Genomic DNA, 17778 nt, shown 5'->3' on the forward strand with positions numbered 1-17778 from the left:
AAAGGCACCATTTGTTCTAACGGCATACAATAGGGTTAGTTAGAACAAGAGGAGGAAATAAAATGACTTTATTAGAAGTAAATCATTTGAAAAAAACATATGCAACTCGTTTCTCAAACCAACAGGTAGAAGCATTGAAAGATGTCAACTTTACCGTTGAAAAAGGAGAATTCGTTTCAGTCATGGGGGAATCGGGTTCAGGAAAAACGACTTTGTTGAATATTTTATCTACATTGGATAAAGCAAGCTCTGGGGAAGTTTTATTAGAAGGAAAAAATTTAGCTGACATCAAAGACAGTAAAGTGTCAGATTTCAGAAGAAAAGATTTAGGATTTGTTTTCCAAGATTTTAATTTGTTGGACAACTTTTCGATCAAAGACAACATTCTCTTGCCATTAGTGCTGTCAAATACACCGGTCAAAGAAATGGAAGCTCGCTTATTGCCGATCGTTGAAAAATTAGGGATTGCCAACTTGATCGGACATTATCCATATGAAGTATCTGGAGGACAAAAGCAACGTGCGGCTGTTGCCAGAGCGTTGATCACACAGCCAAAACTGATTTTAGCTGATGAGCCGACAGGTGCGTTGGATTCTAAAGCCTCACAAAGCTTATTAGAGACGTTTGAAGACATTAATGAAGCTGGACAGACCATTATGATGGTCACGCATAGTACGCGAGCTGCAGCGCACTCTAATCGTGTGTTGTTCATTCAAGATGGTATAGTATTCAATGAAATTTATCGCGGCAACCAGACTGTAGATCAGTTTATGGAAAAAATCACTCAAACGTTAATGGTTTTAGTGAATCGAGGTGAGCAGCATGACTAAGCAATTATTTGCGAAGTTAGCCATTAAAAATATTCGTTCCAATAAACAAATCTATGTTCCTTATATTTTGGCATCTATTGCAACTGTAGCAATGTTCTATCTGATGACGTCATTAGTCTACAATGATTTTCTTATGGAACGTTCATCCCTTCTGCCAATGATGTTTATGCTGGGATCTGTAGTGATCGGTGTTTTCTCATTTATCTTCATCATGTACACAAATAGTTTTTTGATTAAACGACGGAAAAAGGAAATTGGATTGTACGCTATATTAGGTATGAAGAAAAAACATGTAGCATTCGTTTTATTGTTAGAGTCCTTGATCACTAGTTTAGGAAGTATCCTTATCGGGATCATCAGCGGACAAATCATGGGAAGATTTGTTTTCCTAGCATTGAATTATCTTTTGAAATTCCCAGTAAGTATGGATTATCCTTTTTCTTTTGTAGTAGCATTGATCACATTTGCTGGTTTTACGGTCATTTTCTTTGTAGCTTTACTGTATAATATCAGTCAAGTGACATTCAGCAACCCTATTGAATTGGTAAAAGGGAAACAGAGTGGAGAGAAAGAACCGAAAAGTTCGATCATTTTATTTTTACTATCTGTTATTTTCTTAGGAAGCGGATATGGGATCTCACTTTCGATTGAAGATCCAGTCAGTGCCATACTGTATTTCTTTATAGCAGTTTTGTTGGTCATTGCTGGTACGTATTTGTTGTTTATTTCAGGGTCTATTTTCATCTTGAAAGCCATGAAAAAGAACAAAAAAATCTACTATCGTCCAAATGCTTTTATTTCTATTTCGGGAATGTTGTACCGAATGAAACAAAACGCTGCAGGATTAGCAAATATCTGTATATTAGCTACGATGATTATTGTTGCTGTTTCAACGACTGCAGCTATTTATGTAGGAACGGAAGGAGCACTAGAATCGCGTTTCCCTTATGACCACAATGCGACAGTCTTTGAACTGAAAGATGCAGAGAAGATGTCAGAGTTTGAAAATCTTGTTCGTACTGAAACAGAAAATGCGGGATTAGCTTTAACAGATTACTCTAGTTATCGATATGAAACTTTAAGTGGTAATTTAGAAAGTGACACATTTGTGGTACCAGGTTCTTCTAGCGGAAATCTTGTCCCTGGAGAAATGATGCTGATCCCTCAAGAAGATATTGAACGAATGATTGGTGCGCCTTTACAAATCGAAGAAGGAGAAGTGGCGGTCTACCATTCAAAAGGACCTTATTCAGCATCTACAATAGAATTAGCAGGTCAGGTTCATCCAGTTCACCAATTTACGGATTCTTCTGTAAAAAATAAAGTGGAGGAACAGTTGAAAGTTATCGAAGGTAATAATCTTGTAGAGACTATTATACTAGTAACACCTAGTGTAGAAGGAACGGACTCGATCATAGCCGATTATGTAGAAGAAAACCCAGAGCTGTTTGTATTTGGTACGCGGGCTATTATCGGTTGGAATACAACGGGAACAGAAGACGATAAAATTGCGAATAGCCATACGATGGATAAAATACTCAATGAAGAAGGATTTTCAACTATGCTTGATTCCAGAGATGCTAATCGACAAGAATGGTATAGTGCTAACGGTGGGTTTTTATTTATTGGGGTTTTCCTAGGATTATTGTTTACTTTTGGAGCGATTCTGATCACGTATTTCAAACAAGTTTCAGAAGGTTACGATGACCGAGACAAATTCCAGATTATGCAAAAAGTTGGGCTGGATAATCAGATGATTGAAAAGTCAACACGTTCTCAAATTATCTGGATGTTTTTCTTACCGTTACTCATTGCAGTCATGCATGTCGCTTTTGCTTTTCCGATCATCCAAAAGATGTTGTTATTCTTTAGTGTAACAGACACTACTTTAGTCGTCTTGTGTATTGCCGGAGTAGTCTTATTCTTTAGTTTAGTGTATTGGATCATTTACCGAATCACATCAAGAGTTTACTTCTCAATTATAAAATAAAAAAGTTTTAAAAAAGCAGCTTAGCTCCCAACGTATGGGTGCTAAGCTGCTTTTTAACAATCAATATTATTCAGCTGTTACGCCTTCAGTCCATTCAGCAACTTTTTCTGGATTTGCTTCAATCCATGCTTCAGCTGCATCTTCTGGGTCAGTTCCTTCTTGGATGTCTAACATGATGCTTTCCATGTCTTCAACTGACCATTCAAATTGATCCAATACTTGGTAAGCTTCTGGCATTTCTTCTTCTAAGCCTTCACGTACCATTGTGTTGATGGTTTCTGCTTCTCCAAAAGTACCGTTAGGATCTTCTAGATATTTAAGGTCATATGTCTCGAATTTCCAATGTGGAGACCAACCGGTAACGACGATTTCTTCTTCATTTTCATAGGCTTGACCTAATGTAGTCGTCATTGCCCCAGAAGAAGACGTTTGTACGTTCCAACCTTCTAAGTTAGGGTATTCTTCAACAGTACGTTCAGAAGCTGCTACAACACCAGCACCAGGTTCGATACCTGTGATCGTTTGGCCGGCTTCATCTGTTAAGTCTTCGATTGAATTAACATCTTCCATATAAGTTGGAACAACTAAACCAATTTTTGCGCCTTCTAAGTTAGGACCTAAGTCAACCATTTGGTCGCCATATCTTTCAAATTGTGCTCCATGAGTTCCTGGTAACCATGCTGCTACCATTCCATCAGCTTCACCAGTTGCTACTGCTTCCCACATGATGGCATTATCTAATTGAGTTAATTCAACGTCATAACCTAAATCTTCTAGTACTTTACCAATAACGTTTGTTGAAGCAATCTCAGTATCCCATGCAACATAAGATAACTCGATTTCTTCACCTTTTCCTACAGTATCTTCTTTAGACGCGTCATCTGATGAACAAGCTGCTAATACAAGAGTTGTAGCTAATGCAGCTGTTAAACCTGTTTTTTTCCAATTGAATTTTGACAAATCAATCTCTCCTTTTTGTGTTTTATCCGCTGTGCGGGTTTGTCCTGTTATTTTAAACGAGTTGCAAAAGGCTAAACGCCTTTCTCCACTCTCTGCTTCTGAAACGCGTTGCGCAAGGCAGACTACACGCTTATAAGCCGGATTCGACCTGTTAGGAAAAACACCTAACTGGTCGACCCCTTCTGATAAGCGGTAGCCTAAACGCCTTGCTCCACGCTCTTATTTTAAAACGAGTTCCGAAAAGCAGCCTATGTGCCTATAAGCCAATTTCAACTGCCAGGTAAAGTACACCTGTCTGCTGAAATTTTCTTATAGTCAATAGGCTAAACGCTTTTCTCCACTCTCTGCTCTTACTTAGTGAATTTTTGTGTTAGGCGGTCGATGATGATGGCTAGGATAACTAGAGCTAGTCCTGAGACGAAGCCTGTTCCTACTTGTGCTCTTTGTAGTGAAGATAATACTTGGGAACCAAGTCCTGGAGCACCGATCATTGAGGCAATAACAACCATTGATAAAGCTAACATAACGGTTTGGTTGATACCGGCCATAATCGTTGATTTAGCAAGTGGTAATTCAACTTTAAATAGTTTTTGTGACCCTGTACTACCAAATGAGTCAGCAGCTTCCACTAATTCTTCCGAAACTTGACGAATTCCTAGGTTTGTAAAACGCACAGTAGGTGGTAGTGCGAAGATGACTGAAGCGAAAACTCCGGGCACCATACCGATTCCGAAGAATGCTACTGCGGGAATCAAGTATACAAAGGCCGGCATTGTTTGCATAAAGTCAAGAATAGGGGTAACGATTGTGTTTGCCCACTTGCTTTTAGCCATTAGAATTCCTAGTGGCACACCGATAATCACGGAAACCAAACTAGATACAATGACTAAGGTGATCGTACTCATCAAATCATCCCAAAGACCTTGGTTCTGAACATAAAATAAACCTACAATTGAAAAGGCAGCTAATCCGAATTTTTTACCGGATGCAAAGAAACAGATTGCAGCTATCAGAACGATGAATAATAGGGGAGGGACAAGTAATAGTAGATCAGTTAAACCTTCCATTACGATTTCACTGAATGACTGAACAAAATCAAATATCGGTTCCAACACATCAGTGATCCAATCCATAAAGTTTTCAATATTTTCTGCTACTGGTAATTTGGGTATATTATCTAAAAAATCCATATTATAAAGACACCTCACTATCTTTGGCAAGTGCACCAAGAACTAAACTACGAACAATGATACCGACTAATTTTCCATCTTCGACAACGGCTACTGGTGTAGAAGCATCGTGGATGACTTCAAAAATGTCATTGATCAATGTATCTTTTTGTACAGTCGGAATATCTGTACGTAGAATGTTATCAAAGTTCTTTTCATGGTTCTTAACTGCACGAGCAGTATCGCTATCTGTAACATATCCATATAGTTTTCGGCTGTCATCTATGACAAGCATATTTGACAAACCTTCTTGCTCCATACGTCTTAAAGCTACGTTCGGACCATCTTTCCCTATTTTCAGAGTAGTAGGGCGGTCCATGATGTTTTCTGCTGTCAATACTCTAGAACGATCAACATCTTCGACGAATTTCTCAACGTAATCGTTGGCTGGGTTGGTTAAAATTTCTTCCCCAGTACCGATTTGCATGATTTCGCCATCTTTCATCAAAGCGATATGATTCCCGATGCGCAATGCTTCGTTTAAATCATGTGTGATGAAAATAATCGTTTTATTCATTTTTTCTTGCATGTCTAATAATTCATCCTGCATTTCACGACGAATCAATGGGTCCAATGCTGAGAATGCTTCATCCATTAACAGAATTTCAGGATCGTTAGCTAAAGCACGAGCTAGCCCAACACGTTGTTGCATTCCACCTGAAAGTTGACTTGGATATTGGTCTTTATAAGCAAGTAGACCAGCGTTATCTAAGGCTTTTTCTGCACGTTCGCGACGTTCAGCTTTCGCCATACCTTGGATCTCTAAACCATACTCTGTATTTTCCAAAATTGTTTTTTGCGGGAATAAACCGAAGTTTTGGAATACCATACTCATTTCTTTTCTTCGTACATTACGCAAATCTTCTTTTCCCATTTTTGAAACATTTTTTCCATCAATAAAGATATTTCCTTGAGAAGGTTCAATCAATCGGTTCAATAAGCGAACCAAAGTTGATTTACCACTCCCAGAAAGCCCCATGATGACAAATATTTCTCCCTGTTCAACAGAAAAACTAGCATTGTTGACACCAACAGTTGCACCAGTTCTTTCAAGAATCTCAGATTTTTTCTTACCTTCATTAGCTAGCTTTAAAGCTTGTTCTTCTTTTTTACCAAATACTTTTGACAAGTTTTCAACAGTTACTTTAGGCAAAAGCTTCAACTCCTTTATTTTTTTAATCGTCAGAACACTTTTCATACAAAAGTAGTGAAAAGATTGATTCCATCGAGTTTTGAACGAATGTTTAAATTTTCTTTCCGCCTTGAACACAAGTATAACCGTAACACACTTAAAACAGACCTGTAAAACGGAGTTGCCGTAAAAACACGTTTGTTAACGCTTTCTATGACCATGAGAACAGGACTCTAAGAATTTGATTAAAATTAAAAAAATGGTCAAAATAGGTTAATGAATTTATTTTGAAAAAACAGTTCCATTTGTAGAGATAGTTTGTAAAAAATTCTCCAATAAAAAAGTTGGAAAAGTAAAATTAGCGAAGATTATTAGTGTTAGTTTTTTTTTGTTTAAAGAACTACAGGAATAAAAAAGATGATTTTGAAATCATTAATTTTCGATTAGAAATGGGTTTTTTATAGAATAAATCATTGACAAGGAAACGCTTACATGATATATTCTAACTGTAAAGAGGGACATGCTAGAAACAATAGATAAAAAAGAAAGAGCATGCCGCTCTTTAGAAGAACCCTTGAAAAAGGGTTCTTAGGTTAATAGTTTAAGTAGAGCTATTAACCCAAAGTATCTTAGTTGGTGTTCATCAAGTTTTAGTTGGTTAAAAAGGGACACCAATCTAAGATCTACTATCATAGCAACACGGAGTATCTCACATCTAGATTGTATATCCAAAGCTTCTATGTATTGACGATTCAGATAAACGCAGTTTAACAGAGTCCCAACAGAACACTTTGAAAAAGGTAAACAAGATTATCTAGTTCAATTAAGACCATTTACGTGAAAAAATGGCATCGAAAAGATAAAAATGTGAGTACACGTGTTGCACATATGAGAGGGGAGGAGCCGTATAAGGTTCCTTCCTTTTTTTATGCTTTTTTTGCCTATGGTGGTAATATAAATAATGAATAGGAATTGTCTTATAAATGTTCTCTTTTTCGTTTTGATTGCTATGGTTTCTGCAGGAAGGAGACTTGCAATGAGAAAGTATAATTTAGCTGCATTTTGCTTTTTGTTTCTACTTACTTCATGTACAATATCAAATGAAAACAGTGAACCAACCTCAGAGATGGAGTTATCTGAGTCTGAGTCCCTTGCAAAAGACCAAACTTCTAATTCTTTAACTTATGAAGTAGGAGAAGCTTATGAAAATGTTACTTTTGACCAGCCTTTACATTTCACTTCTGCCTATGACGACTCGAATAAGGTTTTTATAGTGGAAAGAACAGGGAAAATTTATGTGATGGATAATCAACCTGATGTCACTACTAAAGAAGTATTTGTTGATTTAAGCAATAAAATAAGCACGAACGGTAATGAAATGGGCTTATTAGGATTGGCTTTCCATCCTGATTTTAAACAAAATGGTTACTACTATGTCAATTATACTACTCAAGAAGAGACAGTTATTTCACGTTTCAAAGCAGATCTTAAAAGTTATGAAACGGACTTGAACAGCGAAACAATATTTATGACATTTCCTCAGCCGTATACTAATCACAATGGAGGACACTTGGCATTTGGGTTTGATGGTTACTTATATATTGGAACAGGTGATGGTGGAGGAAGTGGTGATCCGCAGAACAACGCTCAAGATATAACGGAGATCCATGGAAAACTGTTGAGAATTGATGTAGACAAAAAGACCGACGAATCAGAGTATAGTATTCCAGAAGATAACCCATATGAAGGAAACAGTGAAAACTATCGAGAAGAGATATTTGCTTACGGTTTTCGTAATCCTTGGAAATTTAGTTTTGATCCCCAAAAAGAGGAATTGTGGTTGGCGGATGTAGGTCAAAATGTTTTAGAAGAAATCAACTTGGTAGAGTCTGGCAAAAATTATGGATGGCGATTAAAGGAAGGAACTAAAGAATACATTCCGGATAATTCAACAAACGATCAAACTTTGGAAGATCCTGTCTGGGTGTATGACCATTCGCAAGGACAATCCATTACGGGTGGGTATATTTACAATGGCTCAGAAATCCCTAGTTTAAAAGGGGCTTATATTTATGGTGATTTTATATCTGGAAGAGTATGGGCACTTAAAAAATCAGAAGATGGGCAAATCAAAAATAAAGAATTGCTGGATACTGATTTGATAATTTCTTCTTTTGGACTAGATGAGAATGGGGAGCTGGTTATTGTAGATTTTAATGGCAAACTATATAAACTCATAGAAAAAGAGTAAACGAGATTTCTTTTTTACTAAAATCAGAGGTAGAGTCCCTTTTAAACGGAGAAATTGACCGCTGTTTAAAAGGGGCTTTTCTGTCTGACTATTTTTTTATTTTATCACTCATTTTCGTATACTAAATCAAGCAAAAACAGTACACTTATAAAGAGTAAAAAGCTAAAAGGAAAGGATTCAACTAAATGACATTGATTTTAATAATTGTTTATTTATCTTTTATTAGTTTGGGATTGCCCGATTCTCTACTAGGATCAGCTTGGCCTGCCATGTACGGAGAGCTGGGAGTATCCATATCTTCTATAAGCTGGATTTCAGTAATCACCACTGGCGGGACAGTCCTATCGAGTTTACTGAGCGGAACAATGATCAAGCGTTTTGGTACAGCAAGAGTGACATTAGTCAGCATTCTTTTGACTGCTATAGCTTTATTTGGGTTTGCTTTTTCAGGCAGTTTTTTAGGGTTATGTATTCTAGCGATTCCGTTAGGTTTAGGAGCAGGATCCGTGGATGCGGCTTTGAATAATTTTGTGGCATTGTATTTTAAAGCGAGCCATATGAGTTGGTTACATAGTTTTTGGGGGCTGGGGGCCACGATGGGTCCACTGATCTTGTCTTTTTTTATTGCACGTGGGAGTTGGGAGAACGGCTATTTGGCGATTGGGATTTTGCAATTGATTTTAGTCGCTTTTATAACCAGCTCTTTGCCTAAATGGAAGCAAGTGGAAAACAAAGATGCCAATGATGCATCAGAAGCTGAAGTTGTTTTTCAGTCGAAGAAGTCTGTATTGAAGAAGAATAGTGTTAAGTTGTCAGTGTTGGCGTTCTTTTTGTATAGTGCGATTGAAACTACGACAGGTTTGTGGAGCAGTACTTATTTAGTAGAGTATAAGTCATTAGCTCCAGAAGTGGCTGCGCGTTGGACCTCGCTATTTTTTCTTGGCATAACCATCGGAAGACTAATTTCCGGATTCTTAACGTATACGATGAGCAATAAATTACTGATTCGTTTGGGACAATTGATTTGTGCATTTGGTGGAGTTTTGTTGCTGCTGCCGTTTTCTAATCTGTTTTCAATGGCAGGTTTATTGTTCATTGGACTAGGTTGCGCACCGATTTACCCTAGCATGATTCATGATACACCGAATCGGTTCGGCAGAGGAGCCTCTCAATCCGTTATGGGACTGCAAGTGGCATTTGCTTATATCGGAAGTTCAATCATGCCGCTAATTTTTAGCGGATTAGTTTCTTTCAGCACGATTGGACTATTTCCGGTGTATATCTTGCTGAGTGTTGTGGTGATGACCCTTTGTTCAGAAAAAATGAATACTTCTGTTAAACATGAATTGCTGTCTAATAAATAAAATAACGTACAAAAAGCTGCGAGATATCCTTGCGGCTTTTTTATACGTCAAAATAGAACCAGACCGTTTCTTTAGTAAATGACTCTCTAAGAAATTATAATAAAGATGATCCTACTTGGAGGTGGTTACATGCTCAAAGATTTTGATTTTAATGAAACAAGAAACCCTTACGCAGGTTTTAAACGCAAAGAATTGGGAGAACGCTTAGCACGAGCACAACGACTGATCAAAAACTTGAATATTCCAGTTTTGATCATTGTGGATGGCTGGGAGTCTTCAGGGAAAGGTTACGTCATTAAAGACCTTGTTCGAGAACTGAATCCAAAGTCGTATAAAGTCAGTGTATTTGAAACTCCTACTGCAGAAGAAGAAGCTAGACCTTTTTTGTGGCGATTTTGGGAAAAAATTCCGTCAAAAGGGAACATGGCTATCTTTGACCGCAGTTTTTACTTCAATTTACTGAATGATTTATCTATTGAGAATGGCGAATTGCAGCAGGGGATAGAGGACATCAGTATCATTGAAAAACAATTGTTGGATGACAATGTGATCATCATCAAGTTCTTTCTTCATCAGAAAGAAAAAACGCAGCAAGGAAGAATCGACACTTTAAAAAATGATGTCGATAAAGCTTTCATGGTTGGGGAGCGGGACGAAGAGCAATATAAGCATTATGCTGACTATTTAGAACATTTTGATGAGATTCTAGAAAAATCGGATTTCCCTTTCAGCAAGTGGCATATCGTTTCAACGGAAGAGAAAAAAGCTGCTTCGGAAAAGATTCTCGGTATGTCGATCGATTTGATTTATGAAGGGATCGATCGAATTTTAGGACAAAAGAACGGCGGTATCCGTTACGCGAGAAATTATATTCCTTCTCAAAAACCGCTGGAAAAAATTGATTTGGGTCTTACGTTAACAGAAGAAGAGTACGACAAACGAAAAGACGCTCTCCAACTGGAAGCTCAGCGTATCGCTTTTCAACTTTACACTAAAGGGATCCCTACTGTCTTAGTGTTTGAGGGAGTGGATGCTGCTGGTAAAGGTGGAGCCATTGAACGGCTGACGCGGGAAATGGACCCTAGGGGATACGAAGTGATTACAACCTCCGCACCAAATGAGTTAGAGCAACAATACCATTATTTGTGGAGGTTCTATAGAAATTTCCCTAAGAAAGGCGATATCAAAATTTTTGATCGGAGTTGGTACGGAAGAGTTCTGGTTGAAAGAGTAGAGGGATTCGCAACTGAAAAAGAGTGGGAAAGGGCTTATGAAGAAATCAATCAAATGGAAGCTCAGTTAACGAAATTTGGGACATTGGTGATTAAATTTTTCCTTTATATTGATAAAGAGGAACAATTGAAACGGTTTAAAGATCGTGAAAATGAGCCGGATAAAGTATACAAACTAACTGATGAAGACTGGCGCAACCGTGAAAAATGGGATGAGTATATCGATGCAATGAATGAGATGTTAGACCGGACTTCTACTCCACAAGCGCCATGGAACATTGTATCAGGAATGGATAAAAAATACGCTCGTATAAACGTTCTTGAAACGTTTATTGAACAAGCGACTAAAAAATTAAATGAATAAACTATAAGAAACAGAAGATGAATTTTCGTAAGGAGGATTATCAGTGGTAAAAAATAGTTATCTAAGCAATCCAGAAAAGTTGTATGAAAAATTGATTTCTTTAAGAAAAAAAGTTACTGAAGAAGGGGATAGGTTATACCAAAAGTGGCAACCTTTTTTAAAAGAAGAAAATCAAGAATCCAGTGCTAAAAATCTGGCTTATTATTTGGCTTTGCGAAATCACGATATTAGGAAAATTCAAGAAGCTTTGACTCCATGGGGATTGTCTTCACTAGGAAGACTAGAGTCGCGTGTTTTAGATAATTTGAATGCGGTGATTTTAAGTTTAGGGACCATTTTAGGGAAAGAAAAAGAAGTTGCGGAAGTCGACTACCCTTCTATGGACTACTATCTCGCCAGCAGCAAAGAATTGGAAAAAAATACTGCGACTATTTTTGGGAAGAAGCCGGCAGATCGCTTTACGCGTATCATGGTTACTATACCTGGCCAAGCAGCTAAAGACAGTAAATTCATTGAAGATTTGATGAAGGCTGGAATGAATGTAGCTCGTTTGAATTGTGCGCATGATGATCCTGAAACATGGAAAGCTATTATCAAAAATATCCGAAAATGTGAAAAAAAGCTTGATCAAAAATGTCAGGTATTGATGGATATTGCAGGACCAAAAGCTAGGATCAGCTGGATCTTTACTAGTTTGAAAAAGCCGAGAGTAAAAGTGGGGAATCAGTTTTTACTGACTGGATCTGACACACCTCCAAAAATGAGCGGAATTGAATTGATGATTGGATGCAACATTCCTGAAATCATCTCTCATTTAAAACAAGGCGACCCAATCAAAATCGATGACGGGATAGTAGAAGGTGTAATAAAAGAAGTTACAGAAGAAGGTGCGATCGTTGAGACGACAAAAGTCGATTCTAAAAAAGGGGTACGATTAAAAGCTGAAAAAGGCTTGAATTTCCCTGCATCAGAAGTGAAAATGGAATTTATTACCGATAAGGATAAAAACGATTTAGATTTTGTCTGCGACCATGCTGATATCATAGGGTTTTCATTTGTTAAAAATGCTGGCGATGTTCAAGAAATCCAACAAGAGTTGCTGAAGCGTATGCCGAAGAAAAAAGCTCAGACGATTCCTTTGATGGCGAAAATCGAAACCGTTGAAGCGGTGAGAAAACTGCCGGAAATCATTGTAGCTGCAGCCGGACAAAATCCGTTTTCTGTCATGATTGCTCGTGGAGACTTGGCTGTTGAAGCTGGGTTCTTAAGATTAGCAGAGTTGCAGCAAGAAATCTTGTGGATCTGTGAAGCAGCTGATGTTCCTGTAGTATGGGGAACGCAAGTGTTGGAAAATATGGTGGCCACAGGAATTCCAACTCGAGCAGAAGTCACGGATGCTGCTCAAGGGAGTCGTTCAGAATGCGTCATGTTGAATAAAGGCGAATATTTAACAGAAAGTGTAGCTTTCTTAGATGAAGTCATCAAGCAAATGCATGAACATGAATATAAGAAAACACCGAAACTAAGAGCACTGAACATTGCAAAAAGAGAAATCGAAAAAGAATAATCAATGAGGTGATCCCCATAGCTGTTGTCGGAATGAAATTAAGCTTTCGAATTGATGAAGCTTATTCTTTAAAGGATAAAAGAAGTGTAATAAAAAGTATTATCCACAAGATGCACCGCAAATTTAATATCAGTATTGCAGAACTGGATAAGCAAGATATGCTGAATCAAGGAGTGATCGGAATCAGCGTGGTGGGGAATGAGTACCAACAATGCCACACCGTAATAGATAAGGTTTTAAACGAAATTGAAGAAACTTATGCGATTGAAGTTTATAACATTGAACGAATGGAAATGTAGAACGGCTTCGGGATAATGATTTTTGGCCATCAAGAGCCAAGGTAGAAGTGTCGTGGACGATTTACAAGTATATTCGTCCGTGAAGAAATAAAAACCAAGGTTGATGGATGTTGTAAAGGTATTTTCGGTCATGAACAAATCAAACCAACAGCTCATGGAACAAAATGACACTTTACACATGTTTTAGAAGCTGAACACTACAATAAAAAGGCGCTCCCTTTAATAGGGAAGCGCCTTTTTATATACATTATGTTTATTTGCCAAGTTCTTCTTTCAAGCGAGACAATTCATCTTCAACAGCTGCTGAACCTTGAGAAGAGTATTTTTCTTCCAAACTCTTAGCTGGGTCTTCTGGTTGAGCATTTAAATCTGCCATAGCATTAGCTTCATCCAATTTGCGAGTAGCTTTTTCTTCCATACGTTGGAAAGCACTCATTGCGCCGTCTGTTTTTCCAATAGATTCGCTGACTTCATTCAGTTTCTCTTGTGTGTCAGCAACAGATAATTGTGCTTTGATCATTGAACGGCGGCCTCTTAACTTCTCAATATCAGAGGCTAGTTTATCATGCATCTGGCGCATCTTAGTCGCATTTTCATGTGCTTTTGCGTAAGAATTCGCTAAGCCAGTTCCTATGTCTTCCAATTCTTGTTTTTTAGCCAAGAAGACACGAGCGTCATCGTCATTTCCAGCTTCGATAGCTTTTTTTGCGAAGTTGGTGTATTTCATTACTTCAGCTTCATTTTCATCAACTAAACGTTTAGATTTCGTTTCTTCTGCCATAACTCCAGCAGTGTTTTGTTTTACTTCTGCCAAATCTTCCATCATATCACGGAGGTATTGGTCGATCATTTTTTCTGGATCTTCCATTCTATCGATAACCGCATTGATGTTTGCACTGATGATATCTTGAAAACGACTTAATATTGCCATATTGCATTCCTCCTAATAAACTGTTTTTATTTTTTATTGCTGTCCTCATATTTTTTTGCGAGCTTTTCAGCTGCAGAGTCTCCAAAAGTATCCAAAGGTTTGCTGAGCATTTCTTCGGTACGTTTTGCTTCCAAATCTTTTTGTTGTTGTCTTCGTTTCCACCAAGTATACAGTAAGAAAAGTACAGCCAGTACTCCTAGAACGATCAGAACAGGAATCCATGGAGAACGGGTCACTGTCATAATGCGATCTGCAGCATCTCTAAAGGAATTGCTGAAGAATTCTTCGTTACTTAGACTATTATCATAATAATTCCGGTCGATATAATCCAGTAAAATGTCTCCGGCTTCTGCGTCGATCACACTTTTAGCTTGAGTTCCTGTCACATAATAGTCCATATAAGAATTATTGTCTGGAGCAAAGAACACGAGCAACAGATGAGCCTCATCTGTAAATAATTCATCATATAAGTTGTTCGAAAACTCTTCAAGTTCAGCACTAGAAGGGGCAGTAGAACCATTGATATTGTCTGTAATGTATACGTGAGGCTGCACGCCTGTTTCGTTGTAAAAATGTCGTAGCCCATCAATCATAGTTGTTTGATTGCCGATCCAGCCAGCTTGTGTTTGATCGGTGAAATAGGCTGTCTCATTGACTGAACCTTCAGGTAAAGCTTCTCGCTCGATAGTTGAACGAGTAATTGATGATGAACCCGAACTAGAACCGGAGAATCCACCTGAAAAGAAATAGAGAATTGCACCCATAACCAATAAAATGATAATAATTGAACTGCAGCCGGTGCCTCCACACCCATTTCCGCCGCCACCTCCACCGGTTCCGTAATAACGACCTCCACGAGGCCTAGAACCATAAAACGGTCTAGTCGGAATAAAAACAGGTCTGGAAGGACGATTGTATCCTCCTCCTCTTCCTCTAGGAGAACCTCCAAAACCACCGAAACCTCCGCCTCGATTGCCGCCAAAACCACCGCCGCCGCTTCGACCGGCTCCGCCCCTGCTTCCTCCGAAAGATCCTCCTCCTCCACGACTTCCGCCACCTCTAGCCATATGCGTGTCACTCCCTCATCCATCATTTACTATTGCCCTAAATCTAGCATAGTGGATGAAACGCTGTCAATTTATATGCGGGTCGTCAAAAATGGAATCAATAAAAAGACGGTTGAAGGCGACGTAATTTTCGAACTCTTAGATTAGAAAGAGTATACTTTACTTGAAAAATAAACGGCTAATGGGAGAACTATAAAAACAACTGTACTTATTGGAAAGAAAAGAGGTGAGTAAAATGGTTTTGAAAATAGAACAAATATTTGTTAACTTACCGGTGAAAGATTTAGAAGTTTCAATGGATTTCTTTAAGAAAATAGGGTTTGAATTTGATGAACGGTTTACAGACGAAAAAGCCGCTTGTATGGTTTTAGGATCCAATATGTACGCTATGTTGTTAGAAGAAGACTTTTTCAGCAGTTTCACTCACTTGGGCATTGCAGATACAAGTAAAGAAAATGAATGTATTTTGGCATTCAATGTATCTTCCAAAGAAGAAGTAGATACGATATTCAATAAAGCGCTAGAAGCTGGCGGAGAAGACAAATCGATCCCTGGAGAAGAAGAAATGATGTACTTCAAACGGATCAAAGATATAGACGGTCATTTATGGGAAATCAGTTTCATGGAATTCAACCAGTTTGATAATACGGACTATACGATCATATAAAGTTACGAAGAGAGCAAGACTTAGTCGAGCTCTCTTTTTATAGGCATTTTACGAAAAGTAAAATATGATGTAAAATAGAAATATTATGGAAAGAAAGTCGGGGGTAGAATGCATTCCAAAATAGATTTATGGGTCATTAAAGGAAGCTAAAAAGAATCATTAGAAGAGAGTCTCTTAAGTTATAAACAAGAGCACCTTCTAGAAGTAGCTGCCTATTATGGAATAGATCTTAAAAAGGTATACAAAAGTAAAAATGATGGAGTTGCTGCTGTCGGTAGTAAAGGAACAGTTTCAAGAGGAGTGGGAAAAGACACCTTCTATAGAAAAAGAGCAATGGCTGGACATCGAGAGTACGGAAAATGTAAAACTGCAGGACATTCGTCATTGGATTGAAAAAGGATTTCTGTTCGTCTACTTAGTTAAAGGACAATTAAAAGTGAACATACCAACTGAACTGAAGTACGTAATGCAAAAAACAACCAACAATCCTTTAACAGAAGAACTAGACAGATTTGTTGTGTTTTATCAACATGCAAATATGATGAAAAGGATATACGGTTTTATAAATATCAATCATTTAATTTCTGTTTGGAATCGGTACTATAAATCACAACTTAATAAAGAAAACGTTATCCAATTATTAAAAGCGAAAAATATTCTTTCAAAACAAAAAATATATCTTGAAAACGAAGAAGTTTACTGAAAAAGGTTGCTATTATAGCAAATAATAAGATAGACTAGATGAAGAGATAAAAATGTCAGGAGTAATTTTTAATGAATAATACAGAGTCTATAACTAGTCCATCACAAACTGGATTAGTCAATTTACTGCAATCAAATACAAAAGATGTAATGATGAGTATTGCAGAAAAACACGAAATCAAAGTTTATAAAAGCCATACAAAAACTAAAATGGCTGAAAATATGAAAGAACCATTATTGCAAAACCTTCCAGGTTTATTGAGTTATATGGACAGCAATAGTCAAGAAACACTGAAGAAAGTCATGAACTTTAAAGACAGTGAAACTATTTTTGACTTTTTAGATGCTAAACCGTTAGCAACTTTAGCTGAACACGGTTATTTATATGTAGAAGAAGAAGACGGCAAATTCCATCCGTTTTTAGCAGATGAAGTAAAAGAAGCTGTAAAAGAGCTGGCCGAAAATGAAGAGTTCCAGCAAGCAACGGCTGAAAACCTAGAATTTTCTAAATACTTAACAGCTCTCATTCATTTATATGGTATTTATTCTGTAGAACAATATGTCAAAGTATGGAATGAACATCATGCTGAGGCGATTACGGAAGAAACAGCCAGCGCAGTGATTGCTCGTTTAGCTGATTGGGATGTTCAATTTACCTTCGAGGAAAATTTAGTGACGTCGGTTTTATTCGAGGCAGAAGAAATCGACAAAGAAGGCTTGAAACGTATTCTTCATGTAGACTACTATATGCCGACAAAAGAAGATGTCGACTATTACGAAAATTATTGGATCGATACAAATTCACTACAGTACTTAAATATGAAACAATATATTTTTGGAAAAGAATTAGATGAAGTAAAGAAAAATCGCGTGCTGTACACTATCGCAGAAGGCGCAGTAATCGGGAAATCTGGTGAAAAACTTTACCAGAGTATTACGAAACAAGACTTTACTTTTGAAAATAAAGAAGAAGTGACCAAGTTTGTCGAATTGTTCAAAGAATTAAGAGAACACGCTAGAACTTGGCATAATCACGGCTTTACTGTTCAAGAATTAGCATCTAGTCAATTGGTGAAATCTGCGAATGTAAAACTAGGCAAACAACAGCCAGTGACTGCTCACAAAGTTGGAAGAAATGAACCTTGCCCATGCGGCAGCGGTAAAAAATACAAAAAGTGTCACGGTAAATAAAA

Annotated in this window: 12 protein-coding genes and 3 pseudogenes; 10 read left to right on the forward strand and 5 right to left on the reverse strand. The window is 37.6% G+C overall.

Features of this window, described 5'->3' with window-relative positions; genetic code table 11:
- The first annotated feature begins 62 nt into the window (after positions 1-62).
- Positions 63-830: an ABC transporter ATP-binding protein gene (locus tag BM137_RS01980; protein ID WP_092479466.1), complete on the forward strand. Its 768-nt coding sequence runs from the start codon at positions 63-65 to the stop codon at positions 828-830.
- The gene (locus BM137_RS01985) at positions 823-2820 is read left to right on the forward strand and encodes an ABC transporter permease (protein WP_092479467.1); all 1998 of its coding nucleotides are present in this window, start codon (positions 823-825) and stop codon (positions 2818-2820) included. The genes BM137_RS01980 and BM137_RS01985 overlap by 8 nt, the downstream gene beginning before the upstream one ends.
- A gap of 66 nt (positions 2821-2886) precedes the next feature.
- Here BM137_RS01985 and BM137_RS01990 read toward each other — a convergent pair.
- From BM137_RS01990 to BM137_RS02000, 3 genes and pseudogenes are all read right to left on the reverse strand, one after another.
- Positions 2887-3657, reverse strand: a pseudogene (locus BM137_RS01990) (glycine betaine ABC transporter substrate-binding protein); the annotation flags it as partial.
- Between the two features lie 482 nt (positions 3658-4139).
- Positions 4140-4970: pseudogene (locus BM137_RS01995) on the reverse strand (ABC transporter permease); the annotation flags it as partial.
- A gap of 1 nt (position 4971) precedes the next feature.
- Positions 4972-6162 carry a quaternary amine ABC transporter ATP-binding protein gene (locus tag BM137_RS02000; RefSeq protein WP_092479470.1) on the reverse strand — a complete coding sequence of 397 codons (1191 nt, stop codon included), beginning with the start codon at positions 6160-6162 and terminating at the stop codon, positions 4972-4974.
- A gap of 1015 nt (positions 6163-7177) precedes the next feature.
- Here BM137_RS02000 and BM137_RS02005 point away from each other — a divergent pair.
- The 5 genes from BM137_RS02005 (at position 7178) to BM137_RS02025 (ending at position 13218) form a co-directional block, all read left to right on the forward strand.
- A complete protein-coding gene (locus BM137_RS02005) occupies positions 7178-8392 on the forward strand; it encodes a PQQ-dependent sugar dehydrogenase (protein ID WP_092479471.1) in 1215 nt (404 codons plus the stop codon).
- Between the two features lie 185 nt (positions 8393-8577).
- Positions 8578-9756: an MFS transporter gene (locus tag BM137_RS02010; protein ID WP_092479472.1), complete on the forward strand. Its 1179-nt coding sequence runs from the start codon at positions 8578-8580 to the stop codon at positions 9754-9756.
- Positions 9757-9885: 129 nt separating this feature from the next.
- Complete coding sequence (locus BM137_RS02015) at positions 9886-11352, forward strand: hypothetical protein (RefSeq protein ID WP_092479473.1); 1467 nt, start codon at positions 9886-9888, stop codon at positions 11350-11352.
- Between the two features lie 43 nt (positions 11353-11395).
- A complete protein-coding gene (locus tag BM137_RS02020; protein ID WP_092479474.1) occupies positions 11396-12919 on the forward strand; it encodes a pyruvate kinase in 1524 nt (507 codons plus the stop codon).
- A gap of 32 nt (positions 12920-12951) precedes the next feature.
- Positions 12952-13218, forward strand: coding sequence for a DUF503 domain-containing protein (locus tag BM137_RS02025; RefSeq protein ID WP_244887618.1), 267 nt, complete (start codon positions 12952-12954; stop codon positions 13216-13218).
- Between the two features lie 253 nt (positions 13219-13471).
- Here BM137_RS02025 and BM137_RS02030 read toward each other — a convergent pair whose 3' ends face one another.
- On the reverse strand, positions 13472-14149 hold the full coding sequence (locus BM137_RS02030) for a PspA/IM30 family protein (protein ID WP_092479475.1): 678 nt from the start codon (positions 14147-14149) through the stop codon (positions 13472-13474).
- A 26-nt stretch (positions 14150-14175) separates the two neighbouring features.
- The gene (locus tag BM137_RS11415) at positions 14176-15216 is read right to left on the reverse strand and encodes a hypothetical protein (RefSeq protein ID WP_218147483.1); all 1041 of its coding nucleotides are present in this window, start codon (positions 15214-15216) and stop codon (positions 14176-14178) included.
- Between the two features lie 235 nt (positions 15217-15451).
- Here BM137_RS11415 and BM137_RS02045 point away from each other — a divergent pair, with 235 nt between their 5' ends.
- The 3 genes and pseudogenes from BM137_RS02045 to BM137_RS11305 form a co-directional block, all read left to right on the forward strand.
- Positions 15452-15883: a VOC family protein gene (locus BM137_RS02045; protein WP_092479476.1), complete on the forward strand. Its 432-nt coding sequence runs from the start codon at positions 15452-15454 to the stop codon at positions 15881-15883.
- Between the two features lie 253 nt (positions 15884-16136).
- Positions 16137-16586 carry a hypothetical protein gene (locus BM137_RS02050; protein WP_218147484.1) on the forward strand — a complete coding sequence of 150 codons (450 nt, stop codon included), beginning with the start codon at positions 16137-16139 and terminating at the stop codon, positions 16584-16586.
- A gap of 1112 nt (positions 16587-17698) precedes the next feature.
- Positions 17699-17776 (forward strand): annotated as a pseudogene (locus BM137_RS11305) (SEC-C metal-binding domain-containing protein); the annotation flags it as partial.
- Between the last annotated feature and the right edge of the window lie 2 nt (positions 17777-17778).

Source organism: Desemzia incerta, from assembly GCF_900115825.1.
Classification (GTDB): Bacteria; Bacillota; Bacilli; order Lactobacillales; family Carnobacteriaceae; genus Desemzia; species Desemzia incerta.